This is a genomic window from Brevundimonas sp. UBA2416 (genome assembly GCF_002343105.1).
Lineage (GTDB): Bacteria > Pseudomonadota > Alphaproteobacteria > Caulobacterales > Caulobacteraceae > Brevundimonas.
In genome coordinates this window covers 37,029-60,744 of the sequence record NZ_DDRM01000025.1, presented here as the reverse complement: position 1 = coordinate 60,744, position 23,716 = coordinate 37,029, and the positions used below count along the sequence as shown (strand labels likewise).

27 protein-coding genes are annotated in these 23,716 nt (G+C 68.7%); 14 read left to right on the top strand and 13 right to left on the bottom strand.

Going from position 1 to position 23,716, the window contains the following annotated elements; all coding sequences use genetic code 11:
- The 3 genes from B3E43_RS08885 to dnaK form a co-directional block, all read right to left on the bottom strand.
- On the bottom strand, window positions 1-589 hold a 589-nt coding region (locus B3E43_RS08885), incomplete at its 3' end, for a hypothetical protein (protein ID WP_292028581.1).
- Between the two features lie 123 nt (window positions 590-712).
- Window positions 713-1,327 (bottom strand): hypothetical protein, encoded by a 615-nt coding sequence (locus tag B3E43_RS08880; RefSeq protein ID WP_292028579.1) that lies wholly within the window; start codon window positions 1,325-1,327, stop codon window positions 713-715.
- A 154-nt stretch (window positions 1,328-1,481) separates the two neighbouring features.
- Window positions 1,482-3,392 carry a molecular chaperone DnaK gene (gene dnaK / locus B3E43_RS08875; RefSeq protein ID WP_292028576.1) on the bottom strand — a complete coding sequence of 637 codons (1,911 nt, stop codon included), beginning with the start codon at window positions 3,390-3,392 and terminating at the stop codon, window positions 1,482-1,484.
- Window positions 3,393-3,697: 305 nt separating this feature from the next.
- On the opposite strand from dnaK, the gene B3E43_RS08870 reads away from it, so the two are divergent.
- The 3 genes from B3E43_RS08870 (at window position 3,698) to B3E43_RS08860 (ending at window position 5,764) form a co-directional block, all read left to right on the top strand.
- Window positions 3,698-4,093, top strand: a complete 396-nt coding sequence (locus tag B3E43_RS08870) for a hypothetical protein (RefSeq protein ID WP_292028575.1) — start codon at window positions 3,698-3,700, stop codon at window positions 4,091-4,093.
- Window positions 4,094-4,166: 73 nt separating this feature from the next.
- A complete protein-coding gene (locus tag B3E43_RS08865; protein WP_292028573.1) occupies window positions 4,167-4,784 on the top strand; it encodes an alpha-ketoglutarate-dependent dioxygenase AlkB in 618 nt (205 codons plus the stop codon).
- Between the two features lie 74 nt (window positions 4,785-4,858).
- Window positions 4,859-5,764, top strand: a complete 906-nt coding sequence (locus B3E43_RS08860) for a dienelactone hydrolase family protein (RefSeq protein WP_292028571.1) — start codon at window positions 4,859-4,861, stop codon at window positions 5,762-5,764.
- Between the two features lie 44 nt (window positions 5,765-5,808).
- Here B3E43_RS08860 and grpE read toward each other — a convergent pair whose 3' ends face one another.
- The 3 genes from grpE to B3E43_RS08845 are packed head-to-tail and all read right to left on the bottom strand — an operon-like array spanning window position 5,809 to window position 8,107.
- Entirely contained in the window at window positions 5,809-6,411 is a 603-nt protein-coding gene (gene grpE / locus B3E43_RS08855; RefSeq protein WP_414631348.1) for a nucleotide exchange factor GrpE, read from the bottom strand.
- Window positions 6,412-6,458: 47 nt separating this feature from the next.
- Window positions 6,459-7,547 (bottom strand): heat-inducible transcriptional repressor HrcA, encoded by a 1,089-nt coding sequence (gene hrcA / locus B3E43_RS08850; RefSeq protein ID WP_292028567.1) that lies wholly within the window; start codon window positions 7,545-7,547, stop codon window positions 6,459-6,461.
- Complete coding sequence (locus B3E43_RS08845; RefSeq protein WP_292028564.1) at window positions 7,544-8,107, bottom strand: GNAT family N-acetyltransferase; 564 nt, start codon at window positions 8,105-8,107, stop codon at window positions 7,544-7,546. Before B3E43_RS08845 ends, hrcA begins: the two co-directional genes overlap by 4 nt.
- Before the next feature lie 57 nt (window positions 8,108-8,164).
- Between B3E43_RS08845 and rph the strand changes: the two genes are divergently transcribed.
- From rph to B3E43_RS08820, 5 genes are all read left to right on the top strand, one after another.
- The gene (gene rph / locus B3E43_RS08840) at window positions 8,165-8,890 is read left to right on the top strand and encodes a ribonuclease PH (protein WP_292028561.1); all 726 of its coding nucleotides are present in this window, start codon (window positions 8,165-8,167) and stop codon (window positions 8,888-8,890) included.
- Window positions 8,891-8,965: 75 nt separating this feature from the next.
- Window positions 8,966-9,334, top strand: coding sequence for a hypothetical protein (locus B3E43_RS08835; protein ID WP_292028559.1), 369 nt, complete (start codon window positions 8,966-8,968; stop codon window positions 9,332-9,334).
- A gap of 58 nt (window positions 9,335-9,392) precedes the next feature.
- Window positions 9,393-10,535, top strand: coding sequence for an acyltransferase family protein (locus B3E43_RS08830; RefSeq protein ID WP_292028557.1), 1,143 nt, complete (start codon window positions 9,393-9,395; stop codon window positions 10,533-10,535).
- Between the two features lie 40 nt (window positions 10,536-10,575).
- Entirely contained in the window at window positions 10,576-11,097 is a 522-nt protein-coding gene (locus tag B3E43_RS08825) for a CHAP domain-containing protein (RefSeq protein WP_292028555.1), read from the top strand.
- 74 nt (window positions 11,098-11,171) lie between these two features.
- Entirely contained in the window at window positions 11,172-11,621 is a 450-nt protein-coding gene (locus B3E43_RS08820; protein ID WP_292028552.1) for a COG3650 family protein, read from the top strand.
- Window positions 11,622-11,628: 7 nt separating this feature from the next.
- Here the strand turns inward: B3E43_RS08820 and mmcB are convergent, their stop codons facing one another.
- The 5 genes from mmcB to hslV form a co-directional block, all read right to left on the bottom strand.
- Window positions 11,629-12,084 (bottom strand): DNA repair putative endonuclease MmcB, encoded by a 456-nt coding sequence (mmcB, locus tag B3E43_RS08815; protein ID WP_292028550.1) that lies wholly within the window; start codon window positions 12,082-12,084, stop codon window positions 11,629-11,631.
- 374 nt (window positions 12,085-12,458) lie between these two features.
- Entirely contained in the window at window positions 12,459-12,992 is a 534-nt protein-coding gene (locus B3E43_RS08810) for a lipocalin family protein (RefSeq protein ID WP_292028548.1), read from the bottom strand.
- Between the two features lie 60 nt (window positions 12,993-13,052).
- Window positions 13,053-14,354 carry an ATP-dependent protease ATPase subunit HslU gene (gene hslU / locus B3E43_RS08805; protein ID WP_292028547.1) on the bottom strand — a complete coding sequence of 434 codons (1,302 nt, stop codon included), beginning with the start codon at window positions 14,352-14,354 and terminating at the stop codon, window positions 13,053-13,055.
- An 87-nt stretch (window positions 14,355-14,441) separates the two neighbouring features.
- The gene (locus B3E43_RS08800) at window positions 14,442-14,849 is read right to left on the bottom strand and encodes a GxxExxY protein (RefSeq protein WP_292028544.1); all 408 of its coding nucleotides are present in this window, start codon (window positions 14,847-14,849) and stop codon (window positions 14,442-14,444) included.
- A gap of 58 nt (window positions 14,850-14,907) precedes the next feature.
- A complete protein-coding gene (gene hslV / locus B3E43_RS08795; RefSeq protein ID WP_292028542.1) occupies window positions 14,908-15,465 on the bottom strand; it encodes an ATP-dependent protease subunit HslV in 558 nt (185 codons plus the stop codon).
- 142 nt (window positions 15,466-15,607) lie between these two features.
- On the opposite strand from hslV, the gene B3E43_RS08790 reads away from it, so the two are divergent.
- Together B3E43_RS08790 and B3E43_RS08785 are read left to right on the top strand one after the other, a co-directional pair.
- Entirely contained in the window at window positions 15,608-15,997 is a 390-nt protein-coding gene (locus tag B3E43_RS08790) for a BLUF domain-containing protein (protein WP_292028540.1), read from the top strand.
- Between the two features lie 39 nt (window positions 15,998-16,036).
- A complete protein-coding gene (locus B3E43_RS08785) occupies window positions 16,037-16,777 on the top strand; it encodes a HesA/MoeB/ThiF family protein (protein WP_292028538.1) in 741 nt (246 codons plus the stop codon).
- On the opposite strand, the gene B3E43_RS08780 is transcribed toward B3E43_RS08785, so the two are convergent.
- Together B3E43_RS08780 and B3E43_RS08775 are read right to left on the bottom strand one after the other, a co-directional pair.
- Window positions 16,774-18,804, bottom strand: a complete 2,031-nt coding sequence (locus B3E43_RS08780; protein WP_292028535.1) for an alpha/beta hydrolase family protein — start codon at window positions 18,802-18,804, stop codon at window positions 16,774-16,776. The genes B3E43_RS08785 and B3E43_RS08780 overlap by 4 nt on opposite strands.
- Before the next feature lie 67 nt (window positions 18,805-18,871).
- Complete coding sequence (locus B3E43_RS08775; protein WP_292028533.1) at window positions 18,872-19,858, bottom strand: 2-hydroxyacid dehydrogenase; 987 nt, start codon at window positions 19,856-19,858, stop codon at window positions 18,872-18,874.
- Between the two features lie 44 nt (window positions 19,859-19,902).
- Here B3E43_RS08775 and B3E43_RS08770 point away from each other — a divergent pair, with 44 nt between their 5' ends.
- The 4 genes from B3E43_RS08770 (at window position 19,903) to B3E43_RS08755 (ending at window position 23,666) form a co-directional block, all read left to right on the top strand.
- Entirely contained in the window at window positions 19,903-20,460 is a 558-nt protein-coding gene (locus tag B3E43_RS08770; RefSeq protein WP_292028531.1) for an SH3 domain-containing protein, read from the top strand.
- A gap of 86 nt (window positions 20,461-20,546) precedes the next feature.
- Window positions 20,547-21,077: a 3-hydroxyacyl-[acyl-carrier-protein] dehydratase FabA gene (gene fabA / locus B3E43_RS08765; RefSeq protein WP_292028529.1), complete on the top strand. Its 531-nt coding sequence runs from the start codon at window positions 20,547-20,549 to the stop codon at window positions 21,075-21,077.
- Between the two features lie 62 nt (window positions 21,078-21,139).
- On the top strand, window positions 21,140-22,369 hold the full coding sequence (gene fabB, locus B3E43_RS08760) for a beta-ketoacyl-ACP synthase I (protein WP_292028528.1): 1,230 nt from the start codon (window positions 21,140-21,142) through the stop codon (window positions 22,367-22,369).
- Between the two features lie 115 nt (window positions 22,370-22,484).
- Complete coding sequence (locus B3E43_RS08755) at window positions 22,485-23,666, top strand: cation:proton antiporter (protein WP_414631347.1); 1,182 nt, start codon at window positions 22,485-22,487, stop codon at window positions 23,664-23,666.
- The last annotated feature ends 50 nt before the right edge of the window (window positions 23,667-23,716 follow it).

Here is a 23,716-nt window from a genome sequence, read left to right as displayed (position 1 = left end):
AGGGTCGCGAGCGTCTCCTCGCGCAGCGTGTTGCCCCGGGCGCCCACGGGCCGGGCTCCGCGGGCGCGGCCACGACCAGGTCGTTCGCGTCGGGACCTCGGGCGGTGCGGTAGCGCGCGTGACCGGCGTCGGGCAGGCGGGGAATCGGCGAACGCTCGCAGCCGGGCGCTTCCGGATCGGGATTGAGTCCGGCAAGGAGGGCGTTGGCGTTCTCGAGCCAGTGGCGAGGATCGGTCTCGGCGCCGGGCGCACGGGATTGGCGCGCCTCCGGATGCGCAAGCGGAGGGCCCGAGACGAGCACCACGAATCGACGGGGTCGCCCGCCTGTCCCGTCATCGACATCGACCAGGCATCGCGCGCGGTCGCAGGAGGGCGCGGGGCCCGTCGACGGATCCGCGGCCGGGGCTGCGGCCACGAAGACGTGGCGCTTCCACGCGTTCCACCACGAAGGTCCCTCGAGCCCGGCAGTGAAGCCGCGGGCGTCCGCGATCCGGCAATCGGCGGCCTCGGGCCACCAGGGCGACATCGTCGTGCCGCTGGAATCGACCGTCGCGAGGAAGGGGGTGTCCGGAACGCGACCGAAGCGCACGCCCGTCTCGTCGGCCTGGCGACGATCGGCCTGCCGGTCGGCGGCGCGGCAGGACGGCGCGGCCCAGGGCAGGCGACCGGCGTGGCGCGGATCGCGGGCGTACGCCGCGAGGCAGCGCGAGACCTAGTCGCCCACGCGGCGCATCACGCGGGGCATGAGATCGTCGTAGCCGATCGCGACGAGCCGGTCGTTCACCCACGCGTGGCCGTCGCGATCGACGACCGGGCCCTGCACGAAGCCGTCGCGGTTGAGCGCCCGGCCGGCGAGATCGGCACGATCCACGAATCGCGCATTGTCCTCGTCGGTATAGGCCGGGCCCGGCGCGCGATCGAGGTAGTTGCGCGGATCGCACTTGGGCGTGGCCGTCGGCGGTTCCGTGAGACAGCGGCCGCTCCCGTTGCACCGTCCACCCTCGCACGTGCGGGACTGGATGACGGGCGTCTCGCCCCCGCCGGCCCAGCGGGCGAGGGGAGGGCCCGGCGAGATCACCACCGCCGCAGCGCCGCCCCGTCCCGCGTCGTGCGCGGTGGCCAGCGTGCCGTCGTGGAGCACGTGGCCCCCGGCGTCGCGGACCGTGATCGTGCCCAGGGCCGTGTCGGGCCCCATGTCCAGGCACGCCTCGCTCACCGTGCAGTTGAGCAGGCCCTTGTGGCGGGTGGACACCGCGTACCAGAGCCGCTCGCCCCACGCGTCGCGCAGGTCCGGCAGCCCCAGCGTCTTCCACGGCAGCCGCCCCACGCGCTGCCCCTTGCCCCTGCCGCCCCCGCGGGCGCCGCCGGGGGGGGCGGGGGGCTGCTTCCGTCGCGCGGTCCCTTTCAGGAACACGCCCGGAGCAGCCACCCCCTCCACCGCTTCGCGGTCCCCCTCCCCCGATGGGGGAGGAATGACCGGCCTACGCGCTCTTCTTCTCGTCGTCGTCGCCCGAGACTTCCTCGAACTCCGCATCGACCACGCCGTCGTCGGCGGTGGCGGTGGCGTCGTCACCCTCACCCGAGCCCTGTTGCGAGGCGTACATGGCCTCGCCCAGCTTCATGGAGGCCTGGACCAGGGTGTTGGTCTTGGTCCGGATGTCTTCCGGGTCCGTGCCGTCCTTGGCCGTCTTCAGCTCTTCCAGGGCGGTTTCGATCGCGGCCTTCTCGTCGGGCCCGACCTTGTCGCCGTGTTCGGCCATGGCCTTTTCGGTCGAGTGGATCAGGCTGTCGGCGGCGTTGACCGCCTCGACCATTTCCTTCTTCGCCTTGTCGGCCGCGGCGTTGGCCTCGGCTTCCTTGACCATCTTGTCGATGTCGGCGTCCGACAGGCCGCCGTTGGCCTGGATGCGGATCGACTGTTCCTTGTTGGTCGCCTTGTCCTTGGCGGTCACATGGACGATGCCGTTGGCGTCGATGTCGAAGGCGACCTCGATCTGCGGCATGCCGCGCGGCGCGGGCGGAATGCCCATCAGGTCGAACTGGCCCAGCACCTTGTTGTCCGAGGCCATCGGGCGTTCGCCCTGGAAGACCCGGATGGTCACGGCCGACTGGTTGTCGTCGGCGGTCGAGAAGGTCTGGCTCTTCTTGGTCGGGATCGTCGTGTTGCGTTCGATCAGCGGGGTGAAGACGCCGCCGAGGGTCTCGATGCCCAGCGTCAGCGGGGTCACGTCGAGCAGCAGCACGTCCTTGACGTCGCCTTGCAGAACGCCCGCCTGGACGGCGGCGCCCAGGGCCACGACCTCGTCAGGGTTCACACCCTTGTGGGGCTCCTTGCCGAAGAATTTCTTCACGGCTTCCTGGACCATCGGCATGCGTGTCATGCCGCCGACCAGCACCACTTCGTCGATGTCGCCGGCCTTCATGCCCGCGTCCTTCAGCGCCTTGGCGCAGGGCTCGATGGTGCGCTGGACCAGGTCCTCGACGAGGGCCTCCAGCTTGGCGCGCGACAGCTTGATGTTCAGGTGCAGCGGGCCCGAGGCGTTCATGGTGATGAACGGCAGATTGACCTCGTACTGCGTGGTTGAGCTGAGCTCCTTCTTGGCCTTTTCGGCCTCTTCCTTCAGGCGCTGCAGGGCCAGTTTGTCGGAGCGCAGGTCGACGCCCTGCTCCTTCTTGAACTCGTCCGCCAGATAGTCGACGAGGCGCAGGTCGAAGTCCTCGCCGCCCAGGAAGGTGTCGCCATTGGTCGACTTCACCTCGAACACGCCGTCGCCGATCTCCAGGATCGAGACGTCGAAGGTGCCGCCGCCGAGGTCATAGACGGCGATCTTCTGGCCGTCGTTCTTCTCGAGGCCATAGGCCAGGGCGGCTGCGGTCGGCTCGTTGATGATGCGCAGGACTTCCAGGCCGGCGATCTTGCCGGCGTCCTTGGTCGCCTGACGCTGGGCGTCGTTGAAATAGGCCGGAACGGTGATGACGGCCTGGGTCACGGTCTCGCCGAGATAGGCCTCCGCAGCCTCCTTCATCTTGCCGAGGGTGAAGGCCGAGATCTGCTGGGGCGAATAGTCCTTGCCGTTGGCGCGCACCCAGGCGTCGCCGGTCGGTCCCTTGACGATCTCATAGGGCACCATCTTCTTGTCCTTGGCGACCACGGGGTCGTCGAACGAGCGGCCGATCAGGCGCTTGATGGCGAAGAAGGTGTTGGTGGGGTTGGTCACGGCCTGGCGGCGCGCCGGCTGACCCACGAGGGTCTCGCCGCCGTCCTGGATGGCGATGACGGAGGGCGTGGTGCGATTGCCCTCGGCGTTTTCGATGACCTTGGGGGTCTTGCCGTCCATGACGGCGACGCACGAGTTCGTCGTGCCCAGGTCGATGCCGATGATCTTGGCCATATCTTGGTCTTTCACTCCATTCAGCGGGCGATGCGGCGGCCTTTTAAAGCGAAGCGCCGCGCGTGACCGCCCCCGGTGTCAGGGTCTTTGGTCGGTTGGTACGGTTCCGGCTGGAAAGCCCCACGAACTGCGGGGATTTACAGCGGTTGAGGCCGATATGGGAAACAGCCCCCCTCCTGCAAGTCCCAAACAGCCCGGACGGACGATTCAACCGTCAGGGTCCGTCAGATGCGGTCGCCGCCCAACAATGGCATAACGTTGTCATCGCCGAGCCAATTGGGTCCGGCCGCTGGGGAGAGACTGACATGAACACCTTCAAGACAATCGCCCGCGCCGCTCTGATCGTGGCGGCCATGGGCTTCACGTCCGCCGCTGCCGCCGAGCCGGTGGTCGCCGCCGACAAGACCGCCGTTTCGGCGCCGGCCCAGTCGCGCGACGGCCTGAACCGTCGGGTCCGCATCCACAACAACACCGGCTGGACCATGCTGCGCTTCTACGCCTCGGACTCGCGCATCACGAGCTGGCAGGAAGACATGCTGGGCCGCGGCACCCTCGCCGCCGGCAGCAGCATCATGATGAACATCGACGACGGCTCGGGCGCCTGCCTGTATGACTTCAAGGCCGAGTTCACCAACGGCCAGGTGCTGACGCGCTTCAACGTCAACGTCTGCCAGATCGCGGACTACTACTACACGCGCTGATCTTGAGGGCGCTAACGCTCGCCGCGCGGCGGCTCGCTGCTTGAGCGCCGGGCCGGACGCCCTACCTTGGGGCATGGGTTCGGCACGCGAGATCGATACGGGAATGGAGGGCTTCCGGTTCTGGCCGGGAGCCCTTTCCGCGTCCGGACAGGCGAATTTGCTGGCCGAGGTGCTGGCCGCCGTCGAACGGGCGCCCTTCTATCGGCCGCTGACGCCGGGCGGGCGGCCGTTCTCGGTGGAGATGACCGGTCTGGGGCCGCTGGGCTGGGTCTCGGACCGGGCGGGATACCGCTACCAACCGACCCATCCGGTCACCGGTGCGCCGTGGCCGCCCATGCCCGGGACGCTGCTGGCGCTCTGGCGCGACCTGACCCGCTGGCCCGAGCCGCCCGATGCCTGTCTGGTCAACCTCTATCGGGGACCGGCCAGGATGGGTCTGCATCAGGACCGCGACGAACAGGACCACAGCGCGCCCGTCCTGTCGGTTTCGCTCGGCGACGCGGCGGTGTTCCGGATCGGCGCGGCCGCTGGCGGCCCGACCCGGACGGTGCGGCTGGCCTCGGGCGACGTCTGCGCCCTGACCGGCCCGGCGCGGTTGGCGCGGCACGGGATCGACCGGGTGATCACGGGCTCCTCCACGCTGGTTCCCGGCGGCGGGCGGATCAATCTGACGCTCCGCCGGGCGTGTTAGCTTCACGGCAATCGTGAATGGACGGCTCGCGGAGGTCGGGCCAAGGTCCGGCCTCGTCCAGCCGGAGGCCGCCCATGACCAACCTGATCCGTCCCGAAGGACCCGAGCCCGACGATTTCCGCTTCAGCCGCCGTGCCCTGGCGACCGGCGCCTTGGGCGGACTCGCCTTCGCCGGCTACGCGCCGGCTGCCCTGGCCCGGCAGGCCGCGCCGATCACCACCGACGGCGAAGGCCTGACCCAGGAACAGGCGACCGTGGAGGCGCCCGATGGATTCGCGCTCCCGCTCTTCGTCGCCCGCCCCGCCGGTGACGGTCCCTGGCCGGTGGTGGTGGTCGCCTCTGAGATTTTCGGCGTCCACGAATATATCCGCGACCTCTGCCGGCGGCTGGCCAAGGCCGGTTTTGCGGCGGTCGCCCCGTCCTTCTTCAACCGGGTCGAGGATCCGGCGCCCCTGTCGGACATGTCCCGCGTGCAGCAGATCGTCGGCGCCGCGAGTTATGAGCAGGTCATGGGCGACGTCTCGGCGACCCTCGACTGGGTCAGCCAGCAGCTCTGGGCCAATTCCGACAAGGTCGGGATCACCGGCTTCTGCTGGGGCGGCAAGGTGGTGTGGCAGGCCTGCGCCCGCTTCGCCGTACTGGACGCCGGGGTGGCCTGGTACGGTCGGCTGGCCCCCGCGCCGACGGCGACACCGGAACAGGCGGCCGCGGGCCGGCCATGGCCGGTCGATCTGGCCGATGATCTGAAATGTCCGGTGCTTGGTCTGTACGGCGAGGCCGATCGCGGCATCCCCCTGCCCAGCGTCGAGGCGATGCGCGCGGCGCTGCAACGCGCCGGCCAGACCGCGAGCGGCATCCACGTCTATCCGGGGGCCCCGCATGCCTTCCACGCCGACTATCGCGACAGCTATCGCCCGGCGGATGCGGCCGATGGATGGAGCCGGCTGCTGGCGTTCTTCAATGAGCGGCTGAAAAACTAAGACCCGCTCATCCCGGCTTTCGCCGGGACGAGCGGATTAAGGACTCAGGCCTTGCCGTCGAACTGGCCGCCGGTGTCGCCGGCGGCGGCATAGGCGGCATTACCCGCGGCGGCGTCGGCGGCATTGGCCCGCGCGCCGGATCCCTTGGCTGCGACCACCACCATGGCCGGACGCACCGTGCGGCCGAACAGGGCGTAGCCGGCCTGCAGGGTCTGGATCACCTGCCCGCCCTGCACGCTGTCTGAAACCTGCTCCATCATCGCCTGATGCAGGTGCGGATCGAAGGTCTCGCCCGGCTCCGGGGCGACGCGCTTGAGATTGTTGCTCTCGAAGGCCTGCAGCAGCGACTTCTGGGTCAGCTCCAGACCGGTGACCAGGCCGGCCTCGCCGGCGTCGGCGTCCTTCGGCGCGGCCATCAAGGCGCGCTCCAGATTGTCGGCCACACCCAGCAGATCGCGGGCGAACCGCTGGATGGCGTAGGCGCGGGCGTCGTTGGACTGGGTCTCGGCCCGCTTCTTCGTATTCTCGGCCTCTGCCACGGCGCGCAGGGCGCGGTCCTTCCACTGGTCGCGCTCGGCGATCAGGGCGTCGATCGGCCCGAGGCCGTCATCCAGCCCGGCTTCAGCGTTCGCCTCGGCCTCCGCGATGTCGGCGGCCAGCTCTTCGGAGTGGGGGAGGTTGTCGTGTGTGTCGCTCAAGTCTCTTGTCCGTCCAGCATTCGCCCCAGCACCCGGGCGGTATAGTCCACCAACGGTATGATGCGGGCATAGTTCAGTCGCGCGGGTCCGATCACGCCGATGGCGCCCAGAACCCTCTGCCGGCCCGTCATATAGGGCGCCGCGATCACGGCGGAACCCGAAAGCGAAAAGAGTCTCGTTTCGGCGCCGATGAAGATGCGCACGCCCTGGGCCGTCGACACCCCGTCCAGCAGGCCGATCAGCTGTTCCTTCTGCTCCAGATCGTCGAACAGGATGCGAACCTTCTCCAGATCCTCGGCCGTCTCGCGGTCGTGCAGCAGATTGGCCCGGCCGCGCACGATCAACGACCGTTCGCGCTCGGCCCCGCCGGACCAGGCGGCCATGCCGTCCTCGACCAGACGGGCGGCGGCGGCGTCCAGCTCGCGGCGGGCGGCGTCCAGCTCGGTGCGCATCTCGGTGCGCGCCTCGTGCAGGGGGCGGCCCTTGAGGCGGGCGTTGAGGAAGTTGGAGGCCTCGGTCAGGGTCGAGGGCGTCACCCCGGCCTTCAGGGGCATCAGCCGGTTCTCGACCGAGCCGTCGTCGCCGACCAGCACCGCCAGGGCCTGGTCGTGGCCCAGGGCGACGAATTCGACGTGTTTGACCCCCGCCTCGCGTACCGGGCTGGCGACGATGCTGGCCCCGCCCGCGAGGCCGGACAGCAGGCTGGAGGCCTCGTTCAGCGCCTCGTCGAAGCTGCGGCCCCGTCCCGCCAGCCGCGCGTCGATCTCGCGGCGTTCCTCGGTCCCGACGTCGCCGATCTCCAGCAGGCCGTCGACGAACAGTCGCAGGCCGGCGTGTGTGGGTATCCGCCCCGCCGAGGTGTGCGGCGCGCCCAGCAGTCCCGCCAGCGTCAGGTCCTGCATGGTGTTGCGGATCGAGGCGGGGGACAGGGCGATGCCGGTCTGCGACAGGGTCCGCGATCCCACCGGATCGCCGGTCTGAAGATAGCTTTCGACGATGCGGCGAAAGATGTCGCGCGCGCGCTGGTCCAGCGAGGCCAGGCCGGCGGAGGGCGGCAGGGAGGTCAGAAGCGGATCGAAGGTCATGCCCGGCGCCGCCCCTCCCACGTTTCCCGCGACAGTCTGTGCACCAGACAGTCGTCTTCGTCGAACATTCGTCGGCCGACGACCTCGAATCCCATCCGCTGGTAGAAGCGGTGGGCATCGGTGTTGGTGCTGAGCGGATCGATGACGATCCCCGTGACCTCCGGCGCGGCGAAGCAGGCGTCCAGCGCCAGGGTCATCATCTGCGTCCCGTAGCCTCGGTTCAGGGCGTCCTTCGGCCCGATCCAGATGTCGATGGCCCGCAGGTTTGGCTCGATGTCGCCCCAGTAGTGTGTCGGCTCCAGGTGGGGATCGCAGACCTGGATCACTCCGATCGGCCGGCCACTTACCTCGGCGATGCGGTAGAAGCTGATCCCGGACTGGTCCTCCAGCTCCTCGCGCCATTGGATGCCGCCGAAGGCAACGTCAGCCTCAGGGTCATCGGTGGAACAGGCGATGACGTGCGGCTCGAGGTCCCATTCGGCCAGGAGGACGGCGTCATCGAGCGTGGCCGGACGAAGCCGGACCTCGGCGGGCGACGATGCGGGGGCATACAGGCTCACGGTTTCAGGATAAGCAGCGCCGCCGCCCCGTCCAAGCGGCATCCGAGGAAATCCGTCATGATCACCGCCCGCCCCTCCGAACGCCTGCTCGACCAGCTCCGCACCGTGACGCTGGAGACCGGCGTCAACCGCTACGCCGAAGGTTCCTGCCTCGTGTCCTTCGGGCACACCAAGGTTCTGGTCACGGCCTCGGTCGAGGAAAAGGTGCCGGGCTGGATGCGGAATAGCGGCCAGGGCTGGGTCACGGCCGAATACGGCATGCTGCCCCGCGCCACCCATACGCGCGGCCGGCGCGAGGCCGCCGCCGGCAAGCAGAGCGGTCGGACGCAGGAAATCCAGCGCCTGATCGGCCGATCGCTGCGCGCCGTGGTCGATCTGAAGGCCCTGGGCGAACGTCAGGTGTCGCTGGACTGCGACGTCATCCAGGCCGACGGCGGCACCCGCACCGCGGCCATCACCGGCGCCTGGGTCGCGATGGCCAGCGCCTTCGACTATCTGCGCGCCGAGGGCGTTCTGAAGACCGACCCTATCCTTGATCAGGTGGCTGCCGTGTCCTGCGGCGTCTGCAACGACCAGCCGGTGCTGGACCTGGACTATGAGGAGGATTTCAATGCCGAGGCGGATTCCAACTTCGTCCTGACCGGGGCCGGCGCGATCGTCGAAATCCAGGCCACGGGCGAAAAGCGCGGCTTCTCCCGCACCGAGTTCGACCGGCTGTTCCAGCTGGCCGAGGGCGGTTGCGCCGAACTGTTCGCCCTGCAGCGGGCCGCCCTGGGTCGCTGACCGGCCGTCTGGCGCTTCCGCACGGCGCCGAACCATGCCTATGGTGGGACTTCCTCGCGACCGATCGGAGCGCCCATGCGTCGAACCGTAATCGCCTTGCTGGCCGTGACCGCCCTGGTCGCGGCTTGCGAACGCCCCGCCGAACCAGCGGCGGAAGAGCCCGCAGCCGCATCGCCGGCCCCTGAAATGCCCGCCGATGCGCCGCCGCAGGAAGAGGTCGACCCGGCCGTCATCATGGCGCCGGTCGGCGCGCCGGTTTCCTGTCTGAACGACATCGGAGCCGAGGCGGCGCAAAGGCTGGTCGATCGCTGTATCGCCGTCAGCCCCGCGACCCGCCCGCCCTGCAACGTCGCCAACCCCTGCGAAATGATCCAGGGCGAGATCGACCGGTCGTGCGAACAGTATGCGCCCGGCGAGGCCAAACCGTCGGAATGCGCGGCCTGAGGCACGCTTCGGCCGGCGTTTAACGGTTCCTGTACCCCGCCCGGCTAGTCTGCGCGGCATGACGCCCGTTCCGACGCCCCCCGATCTGCGCGCCCTCACCACCCTGCGGTTCCTCGCGGCCCTGTGGGTGGTCCTCTACACGGCCTGGCCGCACCTCGATGTCAGCTGGGTCCCGGTCGCGGTGACCAAGGGCTATCTGGGGGTCGAGACCTTCTTTGTCCTGTCGGGCTTCATCCTCAGCCACGTCTATCTCGAGGCGGCGGGCGAGAAGCGGTTCCGCTACGGCGGCTTCCTGTGGGCGCGGCTTGCGCGGGTCTATCCGCTGCATCTGGTCACCCTGTTCGGCATGATCGGCCTCGGCGTCGCCGCCACCTTCGCCGGGCTGAGCATCGACGGCAGCCTGACCAACTGGCGCGATCTGCCGGCGCACCTGACCCTGACCCACGCCTGGGGGCTGGCCACCAGCTCGGCCTTCAACCATCCGTCCTGGTCGATCTCGGCGGAATGGGCCGCCTATCTCAGCTTCCCCGCCTTCGCCTTCGTCGCCTGGCGGCTTCGGGACCGGCCGCTTCTGGCTGTCGGACTGGCGGTCGCCTTCGCGCTGGGCCTCTACGCCGCCTTCCAGCCGCTGGCCGGCTACTCCCTGACCGAAGCGACCTTCCGCTGGGGCGCGCTTCGGATCGTTCCGTGTTTCGCCCTCGGCTGCGCCCTCTATCTGGTCCATCGCCGGGGCGGCGTGCCGTATGCCGGCCGGGTCGCCCTCGCCAGCGGGGCGGCCGTGCTGATCAGCGCCTCGCTGGGCCTGTGGGACGCCGTCACCGTGCTCGCCGCCGGCGGCCTGATCCTCGGTCTGGGCTCGCTCGACAACGCCCGCGCCGGCGTATTTGGCTCGACGGTCGGCGTCTATCTCGGGGAGATCAGCTATTCGATCTATATGGTCTGCGCGCCGGTCCTGCTGCTGACCACCAATGTCGCCGCCCGCCTGACCGGGGCCGACGACAAACAGTTTCACATCATTGTGTGGCTGGCGCTGGTCGCGGCCATTCCGGTCGCGGCCATGGTCACCTACCACCTCGTCGAACGCCCGGCCCGCAAGGCCCTGAGGGGGTTGGCCGACCGCCGCGCCGCGCGGGCGGCCGCGACGAAAGCGCGCACGAACTCGCCCGACAGGGGACTTCAACCCTCGGAAACTATCGTCTAGGGCTAGCGCACTGAAACGGGTCGGGAACCACGCCAGCATGATGAAACGGCTCACAGCCGCCGCGGTTGCGGCGACCCTCGGATTTTCTGCGCTGGGCTATGCCCCCGTTGCGAAGGCCGATGAGCCGTACTGGCAGTGCGTGACCTTCGCCCGAATGTTCTCGGGCATCAACATCTTCGGCGACGCCCTGACCTGGTGGCGTCAGGCCCAGGGCAAGTTCCGCACCAGCGAGCGCCCGGAGACCGGATCGGTCCTCGCCTTCCAGCCCACCGGCCGGATGACCCGCGGCCACGTCGCCGTCGTTTCGGAAATCCTGACCGACCGGGTGATCCGCGTGACCCACGCCAACTGGGGTGGCAGCCGTGGCCGGGTCGAGGAAAACGTCACCGTCGTCGACGTCTCTCATGACGGCGACTGGACCGCGGTGAAGGTCTGGTACAATCCCAGCCAGGCTCTCGGAACCTCGGTCTATCCGACCTATGGCTTCATCCACAAAGCCCCGGCGTCGCCGTCCGACGGCGTGCTCATGGCTTCGGCGCCGTCCGCCAACGGCCAGCCCTGATCGCCTGATCGTATGATCCGGACTTGACCGGCGGACGCTGACCGCGCTTCCTGCCCGCGCACCCGGAGTCCCCCATGCGTCCCGTATTCGCCGCCCTCGCCGTCCTCGTCCTCGCCGCCTGTACGCCGGCCGAAGAGCCCGCGCCTTTGCCTGAAGAGCCCCGGCCCGCGCCCGTGCTGGGCGGGGTCGATCTGGCCCAGCCGGTCCGCGCCCTCGGCACGGAGCCGTTCTGGAGCGTGGAACTGACCGGGACCGAGATGGTCTATACGGCCCCCGATACGCCCGAGCAGCGTGCGCCCCAGCCCGATCCCCTGGCACAGGGGACGACGGCGACCTGGGAGGCGGAAACGGCCGACGGAACGGCCTTGAGCGTCACCCTGATCGCCACGGAATGCTCCGACGGCATGAGCGACCGGACCTATCCGCTGACCGCCATGGTCAAGGTCGGTGATCGGGAATTGACCGGCTGCGCCGCCTCGACCGCGGCCGTCATGTCGGTCGGCGAAAGCGGCCCGGTGGTCTGACAGGGGCTCAGCCCGCCGGCTCCCGCAGCGTCCGCATCGCGCCCAGCCGCGCGAAGGCGACCAGCAGCGCCTTGCGCCGGGCCGGAGCCAGGGGTGAGGCCGGCGCCTCCCGCACCACCGCACCGCCGAAGCCGTCGGCGACGATCAGTCCGGGCTCTTCGGGCAGGACGTCGCCGGGAAACTCGGGCGCCACGGCGAAATAGAAGGCGTCGCAGAACGGGCCGTACTCGCCCCATTTGCGGTCGACCCGATAGTCCTCGAGCCCCGACTTGACCTCGCAGATGACGATGTCGCCGCGCGGGCCCAGGGCCATGACGTCGGCGCGCCGCCCGTTGGGCAGCCCCACTTCCAGCAGGGGGGCGTAACCGAGGTCGACCATCAGCCGGGCCGCCCCGCGCGTCACCGCCAGCGTCGTCTGCGGCCGGCTGAAGACGAGGTCGATCTGAAGCAGGGCGGCGGCCATGCCGCCTTTATGTTCGGCATATGTTCCGATTTCAAGCCGGCTTTGTGGACTGAACGGTGCCTTCCGCTGAGTCTGCTCCGCCCGGAGTAGATTCATCACGACGAGCACAACGGGTTCACAACGGACACGACGGGTTTTGAGCGGATGACAAGGGCGAGACCACGGTGCCGCAGATGAAGACTCCCGATCGCCGCCGGGCGGCGATCGAATCAATGCGGCGAAGCCGCGATACGGATCAGCGGGGCGCAGGCATCTGCCTTGGGACAGATGCTCCGGTCCCGTCGTGCTCGTTGTGAACCCGTTGTGCTCGTTGTGATGAACCACCCGGCCGCCGCAACTTCCCGGACGGGCCGGCCAACTCCGCGGACGAGGGTCTACCGCCCGGTGTGCACCACCGCGCCGGTGTTGAAGCCCAGGGCGCGGGCGCGGGCGAGCAGACGGCTGCGCTCGGCCTCCGCCGGGCTCTGGCTGCGGTGCCAGACCCACCAGTCGGACTGGTCCGGCAGGGCCATGATGGCCCAGCTGTAGTCGGGCGCATGGTCCCAGACCCAGTAATTCTGCCCCGCCAGCCCGCCGACGCCCAGCAGGCCCGTCAGGGTGAAGCGGAAGCGGGCGTTGGTCCCGGGATCGGTCACGCGGGCGTTTGCGCGCAAGGTCTCGACCACGCCGTCCGCCCGCCGGGTGCAGGTGACGATGATGGAATAGCGGTTCGGTCGGCCCTGCGGATTGAAGTCAATCTGGGCCCGCCGGCAGTCCTTCTGGACATCGTTGGGGCTGCGCGCGATCTCGAACCAGCGCCCGTCGAACTGATCCAGGGCGATATTGCGCGCCTGGGCCGCGGCGGGGGCGGCGGCCGCGCACAGGCCGAGAGCAACCGTCAGGGCGGCGGCGGTTCGGATCGGTCTCATGGCTGTCCCTTGGGGTGTTTGGCCCGAAGGTACGAATGAACCGCCTGAACGGTTGCCCGTCTAGAGGATGAAACGGCTCAGGTCCGCGTCGCGCGCCAATTCGGCGACCAGATCGCGCACCCGGTCCCCGTCGAAGGCGACCGTCTGCCCCGAGAGGTCGGAGGCCTTGAAACTGGTTTCCTCCAGCACCCGTTCGATCACCGTCACCAGCCGCCGCGCGCCGATGTTCTCGACCGCGCCATTGGCCGCCACGGCGGCGTCGGCCAGGGCCTCGACCGCGTCCGGGGTAAAGGTCAGGGTCACGTCCTCGGTCGCCAGCAGGGCCTGGTTCTGACGGATCAGATTGGCCTCCGGCTCGGTCAGGATGCGCACGAAGTCGTCGCGGGTCAGGGCTTTCAGCTCGACCCGGATCGGCAGCCGGCCCTGCAGCTCGGGCAGCAGATCCGAGGGCTTGGCGACATGAAAGGCGCCCGAGGCGATGAACAGCACATGGTCCGACTTCACCGGCCCGTATTTGGTCGAGACGGTCGTCCCCTCGATCAGGGGTAGCAGGTCGCGCTGCACGCCCTCGCGGCTGACGTCGCCGCCCGACCGGTCGGACCGACCCGCCACCTTGTCGATCTCGTCGATAAAGACGATGCCCTCGTTCTCGGCCAGCAACAGCGCCTCGGTGGTCAGGCTTTCCTGATCCAGCAGCTTGTCGCTCTCTTCGTTGATCAGCGCCGCCGCCGCGTCGCGCACCGTCAGCTTGGCGGTCTTCGTCCGCCCGCCGCCCAGCTTGCCCAGCATTTCCGACAGATTGATCATGCCGACATTGCCCCCGCCGGGGATGTCCAGCCCCTGCATGGGCGAGGCTGTGTCGGCGAGCTGAAGCTCGATCTCCTTGTCGTCCAGCTCGCCGGCCCGCAGCTTCCTGCGGAAGCTGTCGCGGGTCGCAGGCTGGGAGCCGGGGCCGACCAGGGCGTCGAGGATCCGCTCCTCGGCCGCGGCCTCGGCCTTCGCCTTGACCCCGGACCGCCGCTTGTCGCGCACCATGACCAGCGCCGCCTCGACCAGGTCGCGCATGATGGAGTCCACGTCGCGGCCGACATAGCCGACCTCGGTGAATTTGGTCGCCTCGATCTTCAGAAACGGAGAGCCGGCCAGTTTGGCCAGCCGCCGGGCGATCTCGGTCTTGCCGACGCCGGTAGGGCCGATCATCAGGATGTTCTTGGGCGTCACCTCGTCGCGCAGGTCATCCGGCACGCGCTTGCGGCGCCAGCGATTGCGCAAGGCCACGGCCACGGCGCGCTTGGCGTCGTCCTGGCCGACGATGAAGCGATCGAGTTCGGAGACGATTTCGCGGGGGGAAAGGTCGGTCATGGAGCTCAGATGGGTGGGCGAAGGGAAGTTGGCGAGAGGGGCTGGTTCATCACGAAGATCACGAAGGGGGCACGAAGATCACGAAGGTCAACGCACGATCCGCTGAAGCCCGTTCTTGAGCAGTGTGGTGTTGAAGTTGATCAGGTAACCGAGCCGCCGACCTGAAAAGCGAAGATAAGTCGCAACCTGGGCCGTATGGATCGACGCCAATGCGTCGATCGCCTTGATCTCGACCACGACGAGATCATCGACCAGAAGGTCGAGCCGCAGGCCGACATCCAGACGAATGTCGCCGAAGGCGACAGGCACGCCAACCTGCCGCTCTATCCGAAGTCCCCGTCCTCGGAGCTCTTCCGCGAGACAGGCTTCATAGACCGACTCCAGCAAGCCCGGTCCCAAAAGGCGATGCACTTTCAGCGCGGCGTCAACGACGACACTACCGACACGCTCGGTGTCGGCAGGTAGTGGCTCGGTCCCTTCGTGTCCTTCGTGCATCCTTCGTGATCTTCGTGATGAACCAGCCAGCGACAGGGCATGAATTGCTACAGCCAGCCTACCCCAGCGTCTCAACCGTCAAGTTGCCGTTGGTGTAGACGCAGATCTCCGCCGCGATCTCCATGGCCCGGCGGGCGATGGTTTCGGCGTCCATGTCGGTGTGCTCGATCAGGGCGCGGGCGGCCGAGAGGGCGAAATTGCCGCCCGAGCCGACCGCGGCCACGCCATGTTCCGGCTCCAGAACATCGCCGACGCCGGTGACCGTGAAGATCGAGCTCCTGTCCGCGACCAGCAGCATGGCCTCGAGCCGGCGCAGATAACGGTCTGTACGCCAGTCCTTCGCCAGGTCGACGCAGGCGCGCGCCAGCTGGTCCGGATACTGTTCCAGCTTGGCTTCCAGACGTTCGATCAGGGTGAAGGCGTCGGCCGTCGCGCCGGCGAAACCCGCCAGCACCCTGCCGCCGGCCAGCACCCGCACCTTGCGCGCGGCGCCCTTGACGATAGTTGGCCCCATCGAGACCTGGCCGTCGCCGGCGATGACGGTTCGACCGTTCTTGCGCACCGCCAGTATGGTGGTGCCGTGCCAGTCCGGGAAGTTCGGGTTCGCGTTCATCATCCGTTTCAGATGGCGACCGAAATGCGGCGCGGCAAGCGGAAAGCGACAGAATTACAACGACCGCGCCCAGCCACAATATGACCAATGTAACCCGTTACATTGCCCGACTGTACCCCACAATTCGACATATGAGGGAAGCGTCGTGCTTCATCGCGTGATATACGCCAGCGAAGCCGTTGGCGCGACCGGGGCCTCGACCCTGTCGGTCGCCCAGATTCTGGGCGTTTCGGACCGCAACAACCGGCGCGACCGCGTGTGCGCCTGCCTGATGTTTCATCAGGGGCATATCCTCCAGGCGCTGGAAGGCCAGCGCACCGATCTGGACCGGTTGATGCGCCGGATCATCGCCGATCCGCGCCACACGGGCCTGCGAATCCTGTCTGACATGCCCATCCAGGAACGCCGTCTGCAGGAGCCGATCAGCCTGAGCGCTGATCCCGCCGCCCTGCTCGAGCGGATCGGCCTGCCCTGCATCTCCCGCCTGTCCGCCAATGAGGCCGAAGTCCTGCTGGATATCCGCAAGGCCGCCTGACGGCGTGGACCTTGCGCCGCGCACGCCCTAACTGGGGCTGTGACCTTTTCAGACGATGAAATCGAGCGCTACGCCCGCCATCTGGTGCTCGCCGAGGTCGGCGGACCCGGGCAGCAGCGGCTCAAGGCCGCGCGCGTGGGCCTGATCGGGCTCGGCGGCGTCGGCGCTCCGGCGGCCCTCTATCTGGCCGCGGCCGGGATCGGCGCCCTGCGCCTGATCGACGACGATGCGGTCGCCCTGTCCAATCTCCAGCGCCAGATCGCCTTCGATACCGCTGACATCGGCCGCCCCAAGGTCGAGGCCGGGGCCGCAACGCTGACCGCGCTCAACCCCCATGTGCGCATCGAGCCCGTCGCCGAACGGCTGAGCGATGCGAACGCCGCGCGCCTGATCGAGGGCTGCGACGTCGTCATCGACGGAACCGACGATTTCGCGACCCGGTTCGTCGTCAATGTCGCCTGCGTCGCGGCGCGCACCCCGCTGGTCTCGGGCGCCCTGGGCCGGTGGAGCGGTCAGGTCGGCGTCTTCACCGGCCGGCCCTGCTACCGCTGCCTTGTGCCCGCCGCGCCGCCGGAGGCCGAAACCTGCGCCCGCGTCGGCGTGATCGGGGCGCTGGCGGGCGTGGTCGGGTCGATGGCCGCCCTCGAGGCGATCAAGCTCATCACCGGCGCCGGCCAGCCCCTTGCGGGCCGGCTGCTGATCTACGACGGCCTGGCGGGCGCCGCCCGGACGGTCGCGGTCGCCGCCGACCCCGACTGTCCGGTCTGCGCCCCGGTCTAGGCGAAGACCCGCCGGAACAGCTCGATATACTGGGTCATCAGGTCCAGCTCGACGCCGTCTTCCCAGTCGGCATGGCCGGCGCCGCGGATCTCGACGTAATCGACGGACTTCCCGGCCCGTTCCAGCGCCTCCTTCATGCGACGCGACTGGAAGACCGGAACGACGGGGTCGTCCACGCCGTGCACCAGCATGACCGGGCAGGCGATTTCCGAGGCCCTCCGGCGGGGCGAGGCGAGCGCCAGGGCCGCCGCGTCTTCCTCGGGGTCGCCGATCCGCGTGGACCAGAAGCGATAGGCGATATTCTCCGGCGAATTGTCGCCCCGCTTCTCATTGGCCAGCAGTTCGGGCAGGTCGCTGTCGCCGCAGATCGAGATGGCGGCCTTGTACAGGTCCGGACGCCGCACGGCCCCCATCAGGGCGGCATATCCGCCATAGCTGCTGCCCATGATGCCGACCTTGCCGGCGTCCAGCCCGCGGGTCCTGATCGCGTGATCGACGGCGTCCTCGACGTCCTCCTGCATCCGGTCGCCCCAACGCCCCCAGCCCTCGCTGGCGAAGGCCAGGCCATAGCCGCCGGAACCGCGGAAATTGGGCTGCAGCACCCACCAGCCCTCGGTCGCCAGGGCTTGGACGGTCCGGTCCCAGTTCATGACGTCGCGAAGCTCGGGCCCGCCATGCGGCAGGACGATCAGGGGACCCGGCGCCCCTCCGGTTGGCGCCGTCAGATAGGCGCGGATGGCGGCGCCGTCGCGGGTGGTCACGTCCAGCGCCTCGGTCCGGCCCAGCCGTTCGGTCTGCAGGGCTGTGCGCGGGGTCAGGTTGACGAAGCTGCGGGCGGCCCGGTCATACAGATACCAGGCGCCGGGCTCATTCGGTCCGCTGACATAGGACAGGAAGCGGTTGTGCGTCCGGTCGATATCGATGAGCCGCACGTTGCAGCTATTGTCGAAAAACCGGTTCATGGCCCGGTGGTGCGGAGCCAGCTCCGGCACGGCGAAATCATACTCCAGCCGGTCGTTCCAGTAGGCGGCGCCCAGGTAGACGCCGCGATCGTCGGTCAGGCCGCCCGAGACGTCGGAACGGGGCCGCGAGGCGACAGGTGCGCCATAGACGCCCGTCCTGAGATTGAACTCGCGGATGGACTGGACGTCCTCGCCCTCCTGCCGGGCTGAAACGAGGATCACGTCGCCCTGTTCGGTCGGCGCGACATATTCGAAGTCGAGAACATCGGCGATCCGCATCCGGCGGACGAAGCGCCACTGACGCTCGCCGGGAGCCCGGGCCATGATCTCGAGGGTGTTTCCGGCGGCGTTGATGTCGTAGCGCAGCACCGGCACGCCGTTCCGGGTCTCCCAGCCGACGGTGTCGAAATCCCCGCGCTCGAACTCCTCGGCCCGGCCGGTCATGACATTGACCTTGTACAGGGCGTTGATGCGCCGCGCCTGGGTCGGGGCCATCATCAGCACATGTTCGGGGTCGTCGTGCAGCAGGTCGACGACGGAGCCGAGGTTGCGCATGGTCCGCATCCGCTGCGGCTCATTGTCGAACAGGACCACGGCGCCGCCGGTGTCGGGATTGATCGACACCATCCGCCGGGAAATCACGGCCTCGGCGGTGGTCGAACCCAGAGACCGGGCCGAGGTCCGCTCCGTGATGGTCCGCCCGCCGAGGGCGATACGAACCAGCAGACGTTCATCGCTCGCCCATGCCATCGACTCGCAGTCGACATCACCCAACGGCGCGCGTTTGGGCGGGGCGGACGGATTGGCGGCGTCCAGCACGTCGAGAACCGAGAGCCTGGCCCTGCCCTGATGGATCTCGCGGATGATGGCGATCCGCTCGCCCGACGGCGACAAGGCCACGCCCTTGACGCCGTCCTTGGCGTAGAAGTCCGCCAGGGCGTGGGGCGTGATCTGACGCGCCGCCACGGGTCCCGCCGCCGCCGCAATCCCGAGACCGCCGGCTCCCGCCAGCAGACCCCGGCGCGACAGCGCCCACCGCGCCGCTGCGGAATTCCTGCCCGTCATGATACGCCCCCGAACGCTACTACCCGCCTACCAACCCAAGGTTTGATCTGGCGTCAAGCGCAAGGATTCAGAGCATCGCCGGGATGACCCGGTCCGGTGGCCGGTGGCCGTTGTGGAAGGTCTGGATATTGGTGATCACGCGATCGCCCATGTCCTGCCGCGCCTCCAGCGTCGCCGAGCCCAGATGGGGCAGCAGCACAACATGGGCATGGCCCAGCAGACCGGGGTGAATCGCCGGCTCATGCTCATAGACGTCCAGCCCGACCCCGGCGATCGCCCGGCGCGCCACGGCGTCGGACAGCGCCGCCTCGTCAATCAGTTCGCCGCGGGCGGTGTTGATCAGGATGGCGTGCGGCTGAAGCCGGGCCAGACGTTCGGCCGACAACAGGTGGTGCGTCTCCTTCGTCGCGGGACAGTTCAGCGAGATCAGGTCCATCCGGGCCAGCATCTGGTCCAGATCGTCCCACCAGGTGGCGCCCAGCTCCTCGGCGATCATGGCCGGGACGGGTTTGCGGTTGTGATAGTGGACCTGCATTCCGAACGCCTTCGCGCGCCGGGCAAGGGCCTGTCCGATCCGGCCCATGCCCACAATGCCCAGCCGCTTGCCCCACAGTTTTCGCCCGGTCATCCAGGTCGGGGTCCAGCCTTCGAACCGGCCCTCCGCCACCACCTGGGCGCCCTCGACGATGCGGCGGCTGACCGCCAGGATCAACGCCATGGCCAGGTCGGCCGTGTCCTCGGTCAGGACGCCCGGCGTATTGGTCACGATCAGACCGCGCCCCACGGCCGCGTCGATGTCGATGTGATCGACGCCCGCGCCGAAATTGGCGATCATCTTCAGCTGCTCGCCCGCCGCCGCGATCAGGGCGGCGTCTATGGTGTCGGTGATGGTCGGGACCAGCACATCGGCGCGCTGCACCGCCGCCTCCAGCGCGGCGCGGTCCATCGGCCTGTCGGTCAGGTTCAGCTCGGCGTCGAACAGTTCGCGCATGCGCGTCTCGACCGCGTCGGGCAGCCGTCTGGTTAACACGACCTTAAGTCTGGGCGCGGACATTGGCGGCCTTCGGTTTCAATCGCTTCGGCTTATTGGCGCATCCCGTGTCTGGCAAGGCTCGCTCCCGCATCCAACGACTGGTCGTCCTTTCCGGCGTCCTCGCCGCCGCCATTCTGGCAGGGGCGGGCCAGGCCATGCCCGACGGCCGGCCGACCCCCAGCGGCCAGCCCGTGCCGCGTTGGCTGTCGCTGAAATCCGATGAGGTGCGGGCGCGGTTCGGGCCCGGTCTCGACTACCGGATCCTCTGGGAATACCGGGCCTCGGGCCTGCCCGTGCAGGTGGTCGCCGAGACGACGGAATGGCGCAAGATTTGCGATCCCGAAGGCGGCGTCGCCTGGGTCCACCGCAGCGTGGTGTCCAGTCGCCGCAGCGTCTTCAACGCCTCGGATACCGAGATTCCGATCCGCTCGGGCCCCTCGGAGACCGCCGCCCTGCGGGCCCGTCTGACGCCCCGCGCCCTCGTGGCCATGGAAGACTGCAAAGACGGTTGGTGCGAGGTGAGGGTGCGCCGGATGCGCGGCTTCGTGCGCCAGGGCGATGTCTTCGGCGCCCAGGAACGGGCCCTGTGCAGCGCTGCCCGACCGGCGGGACGCGGTCGCTAGCCGGAGCCATCCGGTTCAACCGCTAAAATGTTGAGCCGCCGGTTCCCGTCGTGTACCCCGGCTGCAACACCCGCTGGAGAGCGCCCTTGAGCCAGTCGCAATATCCGTCGTCGTTCGACTACGAGGCCCTTCTGGCCTCGGGCCGGGGCGAGCTGTTCGGCAATGGCAACGCCCGCCTGCCGGCTCCGCCCATGCTGATGCTGGACCGGATCATCACCATCAACGCGGACGGCGGCGCCCACGGCAAGGGCTATATCGAGGCCGAACTCGATATCCATCCGGACCTCTGGTTCTTCCAGTGCCACTTCATCGGCGACCCCGTCATGCCCGGCTGTCTGGGCCTGGACGCCATGTGGCAGCTGGTCGGCTTCTACCTCGGCTGGATCGGCGGCCCCGGAAAGGGTCGGGCCCTTGGCGTCGGCGAGGTCAAATTCACAGGCCAGGTCACGCCGGACATCAAGAAGGTCGTCTACAAGATCGACCTGAAACGGGTCATCAACCGCCGGCTGGTCATGGGCATCGCCGACGGGGTTCTCGAAGCCGACGGCGTCCCCATCTATACGGCGACCGACATGCGCGTCGGCCTGTTCGGGGCGACCGATCCGGTCAACGCCTGATTCCATCGTCAGCTTCAGACCGCGGCCAACGCGGCGAATTCGGAATGTAGAAGGAAACCACCATGCGGCGTGTCGTCGTCACCGGTCTGGGCATCGTCTCCTCCATCGGCACAGGCCAGGATGAGGTTTCCGCCTCCTTGCGCGAGGCCCGGTCAGGCGTCGTCGCGGCGCCGGACCACACGAAATACGGCTTCCGCTCCCAGGTCTGGGCCCCGCCGGCGCTGGGCGTGACGGCCGAGGACTGGGCCCCGCACGTTGACCGCCGCGCCGCCCGCTTCCTCGCCAACGGCACCGCCTGGGGCCACATCGCCTTCGAGGAGGCGCTGAAGGATTCCGGCCTGACCGCCGAGGAAATCCAGTCCGAACGCATCGGCCTGATCGTCGGCGAGGGCGGCCCCTCGACCCAGGTCATCCTCCAGGCCGCCGCCACCACGGTCGAGAAGAACTCGCCCAAGCGCATCGGGCCGTTCGCCGTGCCCAAGGCCATGGCCTCGGGGCCGTCGGCGGTGCTGGCCACCTGGTTCCAGCTCAAGGGAATCAACTATTCGATCTCCTCGGCCTGCGCGACCAGCGCCCACTGCATTGGCGCGGCCGCCGAACAGATCGCCTGGGGCAAGCAGGACGTGGTCTTCGCCGGCGGCTGCGAGGACATCGACTGGTCGATGTCCAACATGTTCGACGCCATGGGCGCCATGTCGTCGAACTTCAACGAGACGCCGTCCGTCGCCTCCCGGGCCTATGACAAGGACCGCGACGGCTTCGTCATCGCCGGCGGCGCCGGCATCGTGGTGCTGGAAGAGTATGAGCGGGCCGTGGCCCGCGGCGCGACCATCTATGCCGAGGTCACCGGCTACGGCGCCAATTCCGACGGCTATGACATGGTCGCCCCCTCGGGCGAGGGTGCCGAGCGCTGCATGAAGATCGCGCTGGAAATGGCCGGCAATCCGAAGATCGACTACCTCAACCCGCACGGCACCTCGACGCCGGTAGGCGACTCCAAGGAGATGGGGGCGGTCCGCAATGTCTTCGGTGACGATATGCCGATGATCTCCTCGACCAAGTCGCTGACGGGCCATTCCCTCGGCGCGGCCGGGGCGCAGGAGGCGATCTACTGCCTGCTGATGATGAAGCACGGTTTCGCCGCCGAAAGCGCCCACATCGAAAACCTCGATCCCGAGTTCGAGGGCATGCCGATCCTGCGCAAACGCCACGACGGCGAGCTGAAGCACGTCATGTCCAACTCCTTCGGGTTCGGCGGCACCAACGGGACGCTGATCCTGTCGAAGGTCTGAGGGCAACCGGGACGGCGCCGGTGCGCTATAGTCGGCCCCCACGCGGCCGGAGCCTGACCTGACCCCCGACCCCTACATCCTGTTCCTGCTCGGCCTCGGCGCCGTCGTCCTGCTGGTGTCCTGGGCGCCGGTAGGTCTGAGGCGGTTGCCGCTGACCCTCGCCATCCTGTGTGTGGCCGTGGGCGTTCTGGTGTTCAGCACCGGCCTGCTGTCCTTCAATCCCGACCCGCGGACCTGGGACACGGCCACCGAACGGCTGACCGAGCTGGTGGTCATAATCAGCCTGATGGGCGCGGGGCTGAAGCTGGACCGGCCGCCGGGCTGGCGCAGCTGGGCGACGACCTGGCGACTGCTGATCGTCGCCATGCCCCTGACCATCGCGGCGGTCGCCTGGCTGGGCTGGGCCGGCCTCGGCTTCAGCCTGGCGCTCGCCCTGTTGTTCGGCGCCTGTATGGCGCCGACGGATCCCGTCCTGGCCGCCGATGTCCAGGTCGGCCCGCCGAAATCCGGCAACGAGGACGAGGTCCGCTTCGGCCTGACTTCCGAGGCGGGCCTGAACGACGCCCTCGCCTTTCCCTTCGTCCACCTCGCCATCCTCGCCGCCGCCGGAGGGCTGGCGACCCAGGCGGGCCTGTCCGACTGGTTCACGATCAAGGTCGGCTGGAAGCTGCTGGCCGGACTGGCCGCCGGCTGGCTGATCGGCAAGGTTTTCGGTCACCTGCTGTTCCGTCGCCGCCGTAGCCTGTCGAAATTCGGCGATGGACTGATCGCCCTGGCCGCCACCCTGATCGCCTATGCGGCGGCCGAGCTGATCCACGGCTACGGCTTCCTCGCCGTCTTCGTCTGCGCCGTGACCATCCGCGCCTCGGAACGCGACCACGACTTTCATCAGGAGATGCACGACTTCTCCGACCAGATCGAACGCCTGCTGATGATGCTGTTGCTGGTGCTGTTCGGCGGCGCGCTCGCCAACGGCCTTCTGTCCAGCCTGACCTGGACCGACGCCCTGATCGGCCTGGCGGTGGTCTTCGTGGTGCGGCCTGTCGCCGGCCTGCTGGCCATGACCGGCTCGGGCCAGCCATGGCGCGAGCGCCTGCTTCTGGCCTTCCTGGGCATCCGCGGCGTGGGGTCGGTCTATTATCTCGCCTATGGCATCAACCACGGCGAGTTCGGTGACAGCGAGCGGATCTGGGCCGTGGTCGGCTTCATCATCCTCGTCTCGATCCTCGTCCACGGGGTCACCGCGACGCCCCTGCTGGACCGGCTGACCCGGCGGCGCGAGGCACAGGCGGGCTGACGCTTCCCCCCAAAGCCGGGCGCTGCTAACCCTCCGGGGACGGCCTCAAG

Bases quoted from the DNA above. Each gene is read 5' to 3' on its own strand.
- hslU (WP_292028547.1), bottom strand. From the start codon at position 14,354: ATGACCGACCTTTCCCCCCGCGAAATCGTCTCCGAACTCGATCGCTTC.
- B3E43_RS08775 (WP_292028533.1), bottom strand. From the start codon at position 19,858: ATGTCCGCGCCCAGACTTAAGGTCGTGTTAACCAGACGGCTGCCCGAC.
- B3E43_RS08830 (WP_292028557.1), top strand. From the start codon at position 9,393: ATGACGCCCGTTCCGACGCCCCCCGATCTGCGCGCCCTCACCACCCTG.
- B3E43_RS08825 (WP_292028555.1), top strand. From the start codon at position 10,576: ATGAAACGGCTCACAGCCGCCGCGGTTGCGGCGACCCTCGGATTTTCT.
- hslV (WP_292028542.1), bottom strand. From the start codon at position 15,465: ATGATGAACGCGAACCCGAACTTCCCGGACTGGCACGGCACCACCATA.
- B3E43_RS08865 (WP_292028573.1), top strand. From the start codon at position 4,167: ATGGGTTCGGCACGCGAGATCGATACGGGAATGGAGGGCTTCCGGTTC.
- B3E43_RS08810 (WP_292028548.1), bottom strand. From the start codon at position 12,992: ATGAGACCGATCCGAACCGCCGCCGCCCTGACGGTTGCTCTCGGCCTG.
- dnaK (WP_292028576.1), bottom strand. From the start codon at position 3,392: ATGGCCAAGATCATCGGCATCGACCTGGGCACGACGAACTCGTGCGTC.
- B3E43_RS08780 (WP_292028535.1), bottom strand. From the start codon at position 18,804: ATGACGGGCAGGAATTCCGCAGCGGCGCGGTGGGCGCTGTCGCGCCGG.
- mmcB (WP_292028550.1), bottom strand. From the start codon at position 12,084: ATGGCCGCCGCCCTGCTTCAGATCGACCTCGTCTTCAGCCGGCCGCAG.
- B3E43_RS08870 (WP_292028575.1), top strand. From the start codon at position 3,698: ATGAACACCTTCAAGACAATCGCCCGCGCCGCTCTGATCGTGGCGGCC.
- hrcA (WP_292028567.1), bottom strand. From the start codon at position 7,547: ATGACCTTCGATCCGCTTCTGACCTCCCTGCCGCCCTCCGCCGGCCTG.
- rph (WP_292028561.1), top strand. From the start codon at position 8,165: ATGATCACCGCCCGCCCCTCCGAACGCCTGCTCGACCAGCTCCGCACC.
- B3E43_RS08860 (WP_292028571.1), top strand. From the start codon at position 4,859: ATGACCAACCTGATCCGTCCCGAAGGACCCGAGCCCGACGATTTCCGC.
- B3E43_RS08820 (WP_292028552.1), top strand. From the start codon at position 11,172: ATGCGTCCCGTATTCGCCGCCCTCGCCGTCCTCGTCCTCGCCGCCTGT.
- fabB (WP_292028528.1), top strand. From the start codon at position 21,140: ATGCGGCGTGTCGTCGTCACCGGTCTGGGCATCGTCTCCTCCATCGGC.
- B3E43_RS08800 (WP_292028544.1), bottom strand. From the start codon at position 14,849: ATGCACGAAGGACACGAAGGGACCGAGCCACTACCTGCCGACACCGAG.
- B3E43_RS08835 (WP_292028559.1), top strand. From the start codon at position 8,966: ATGCGTCGAACCGTAATCGCCTTGCTGGCCGTGACCGCCCTGGTCGCG.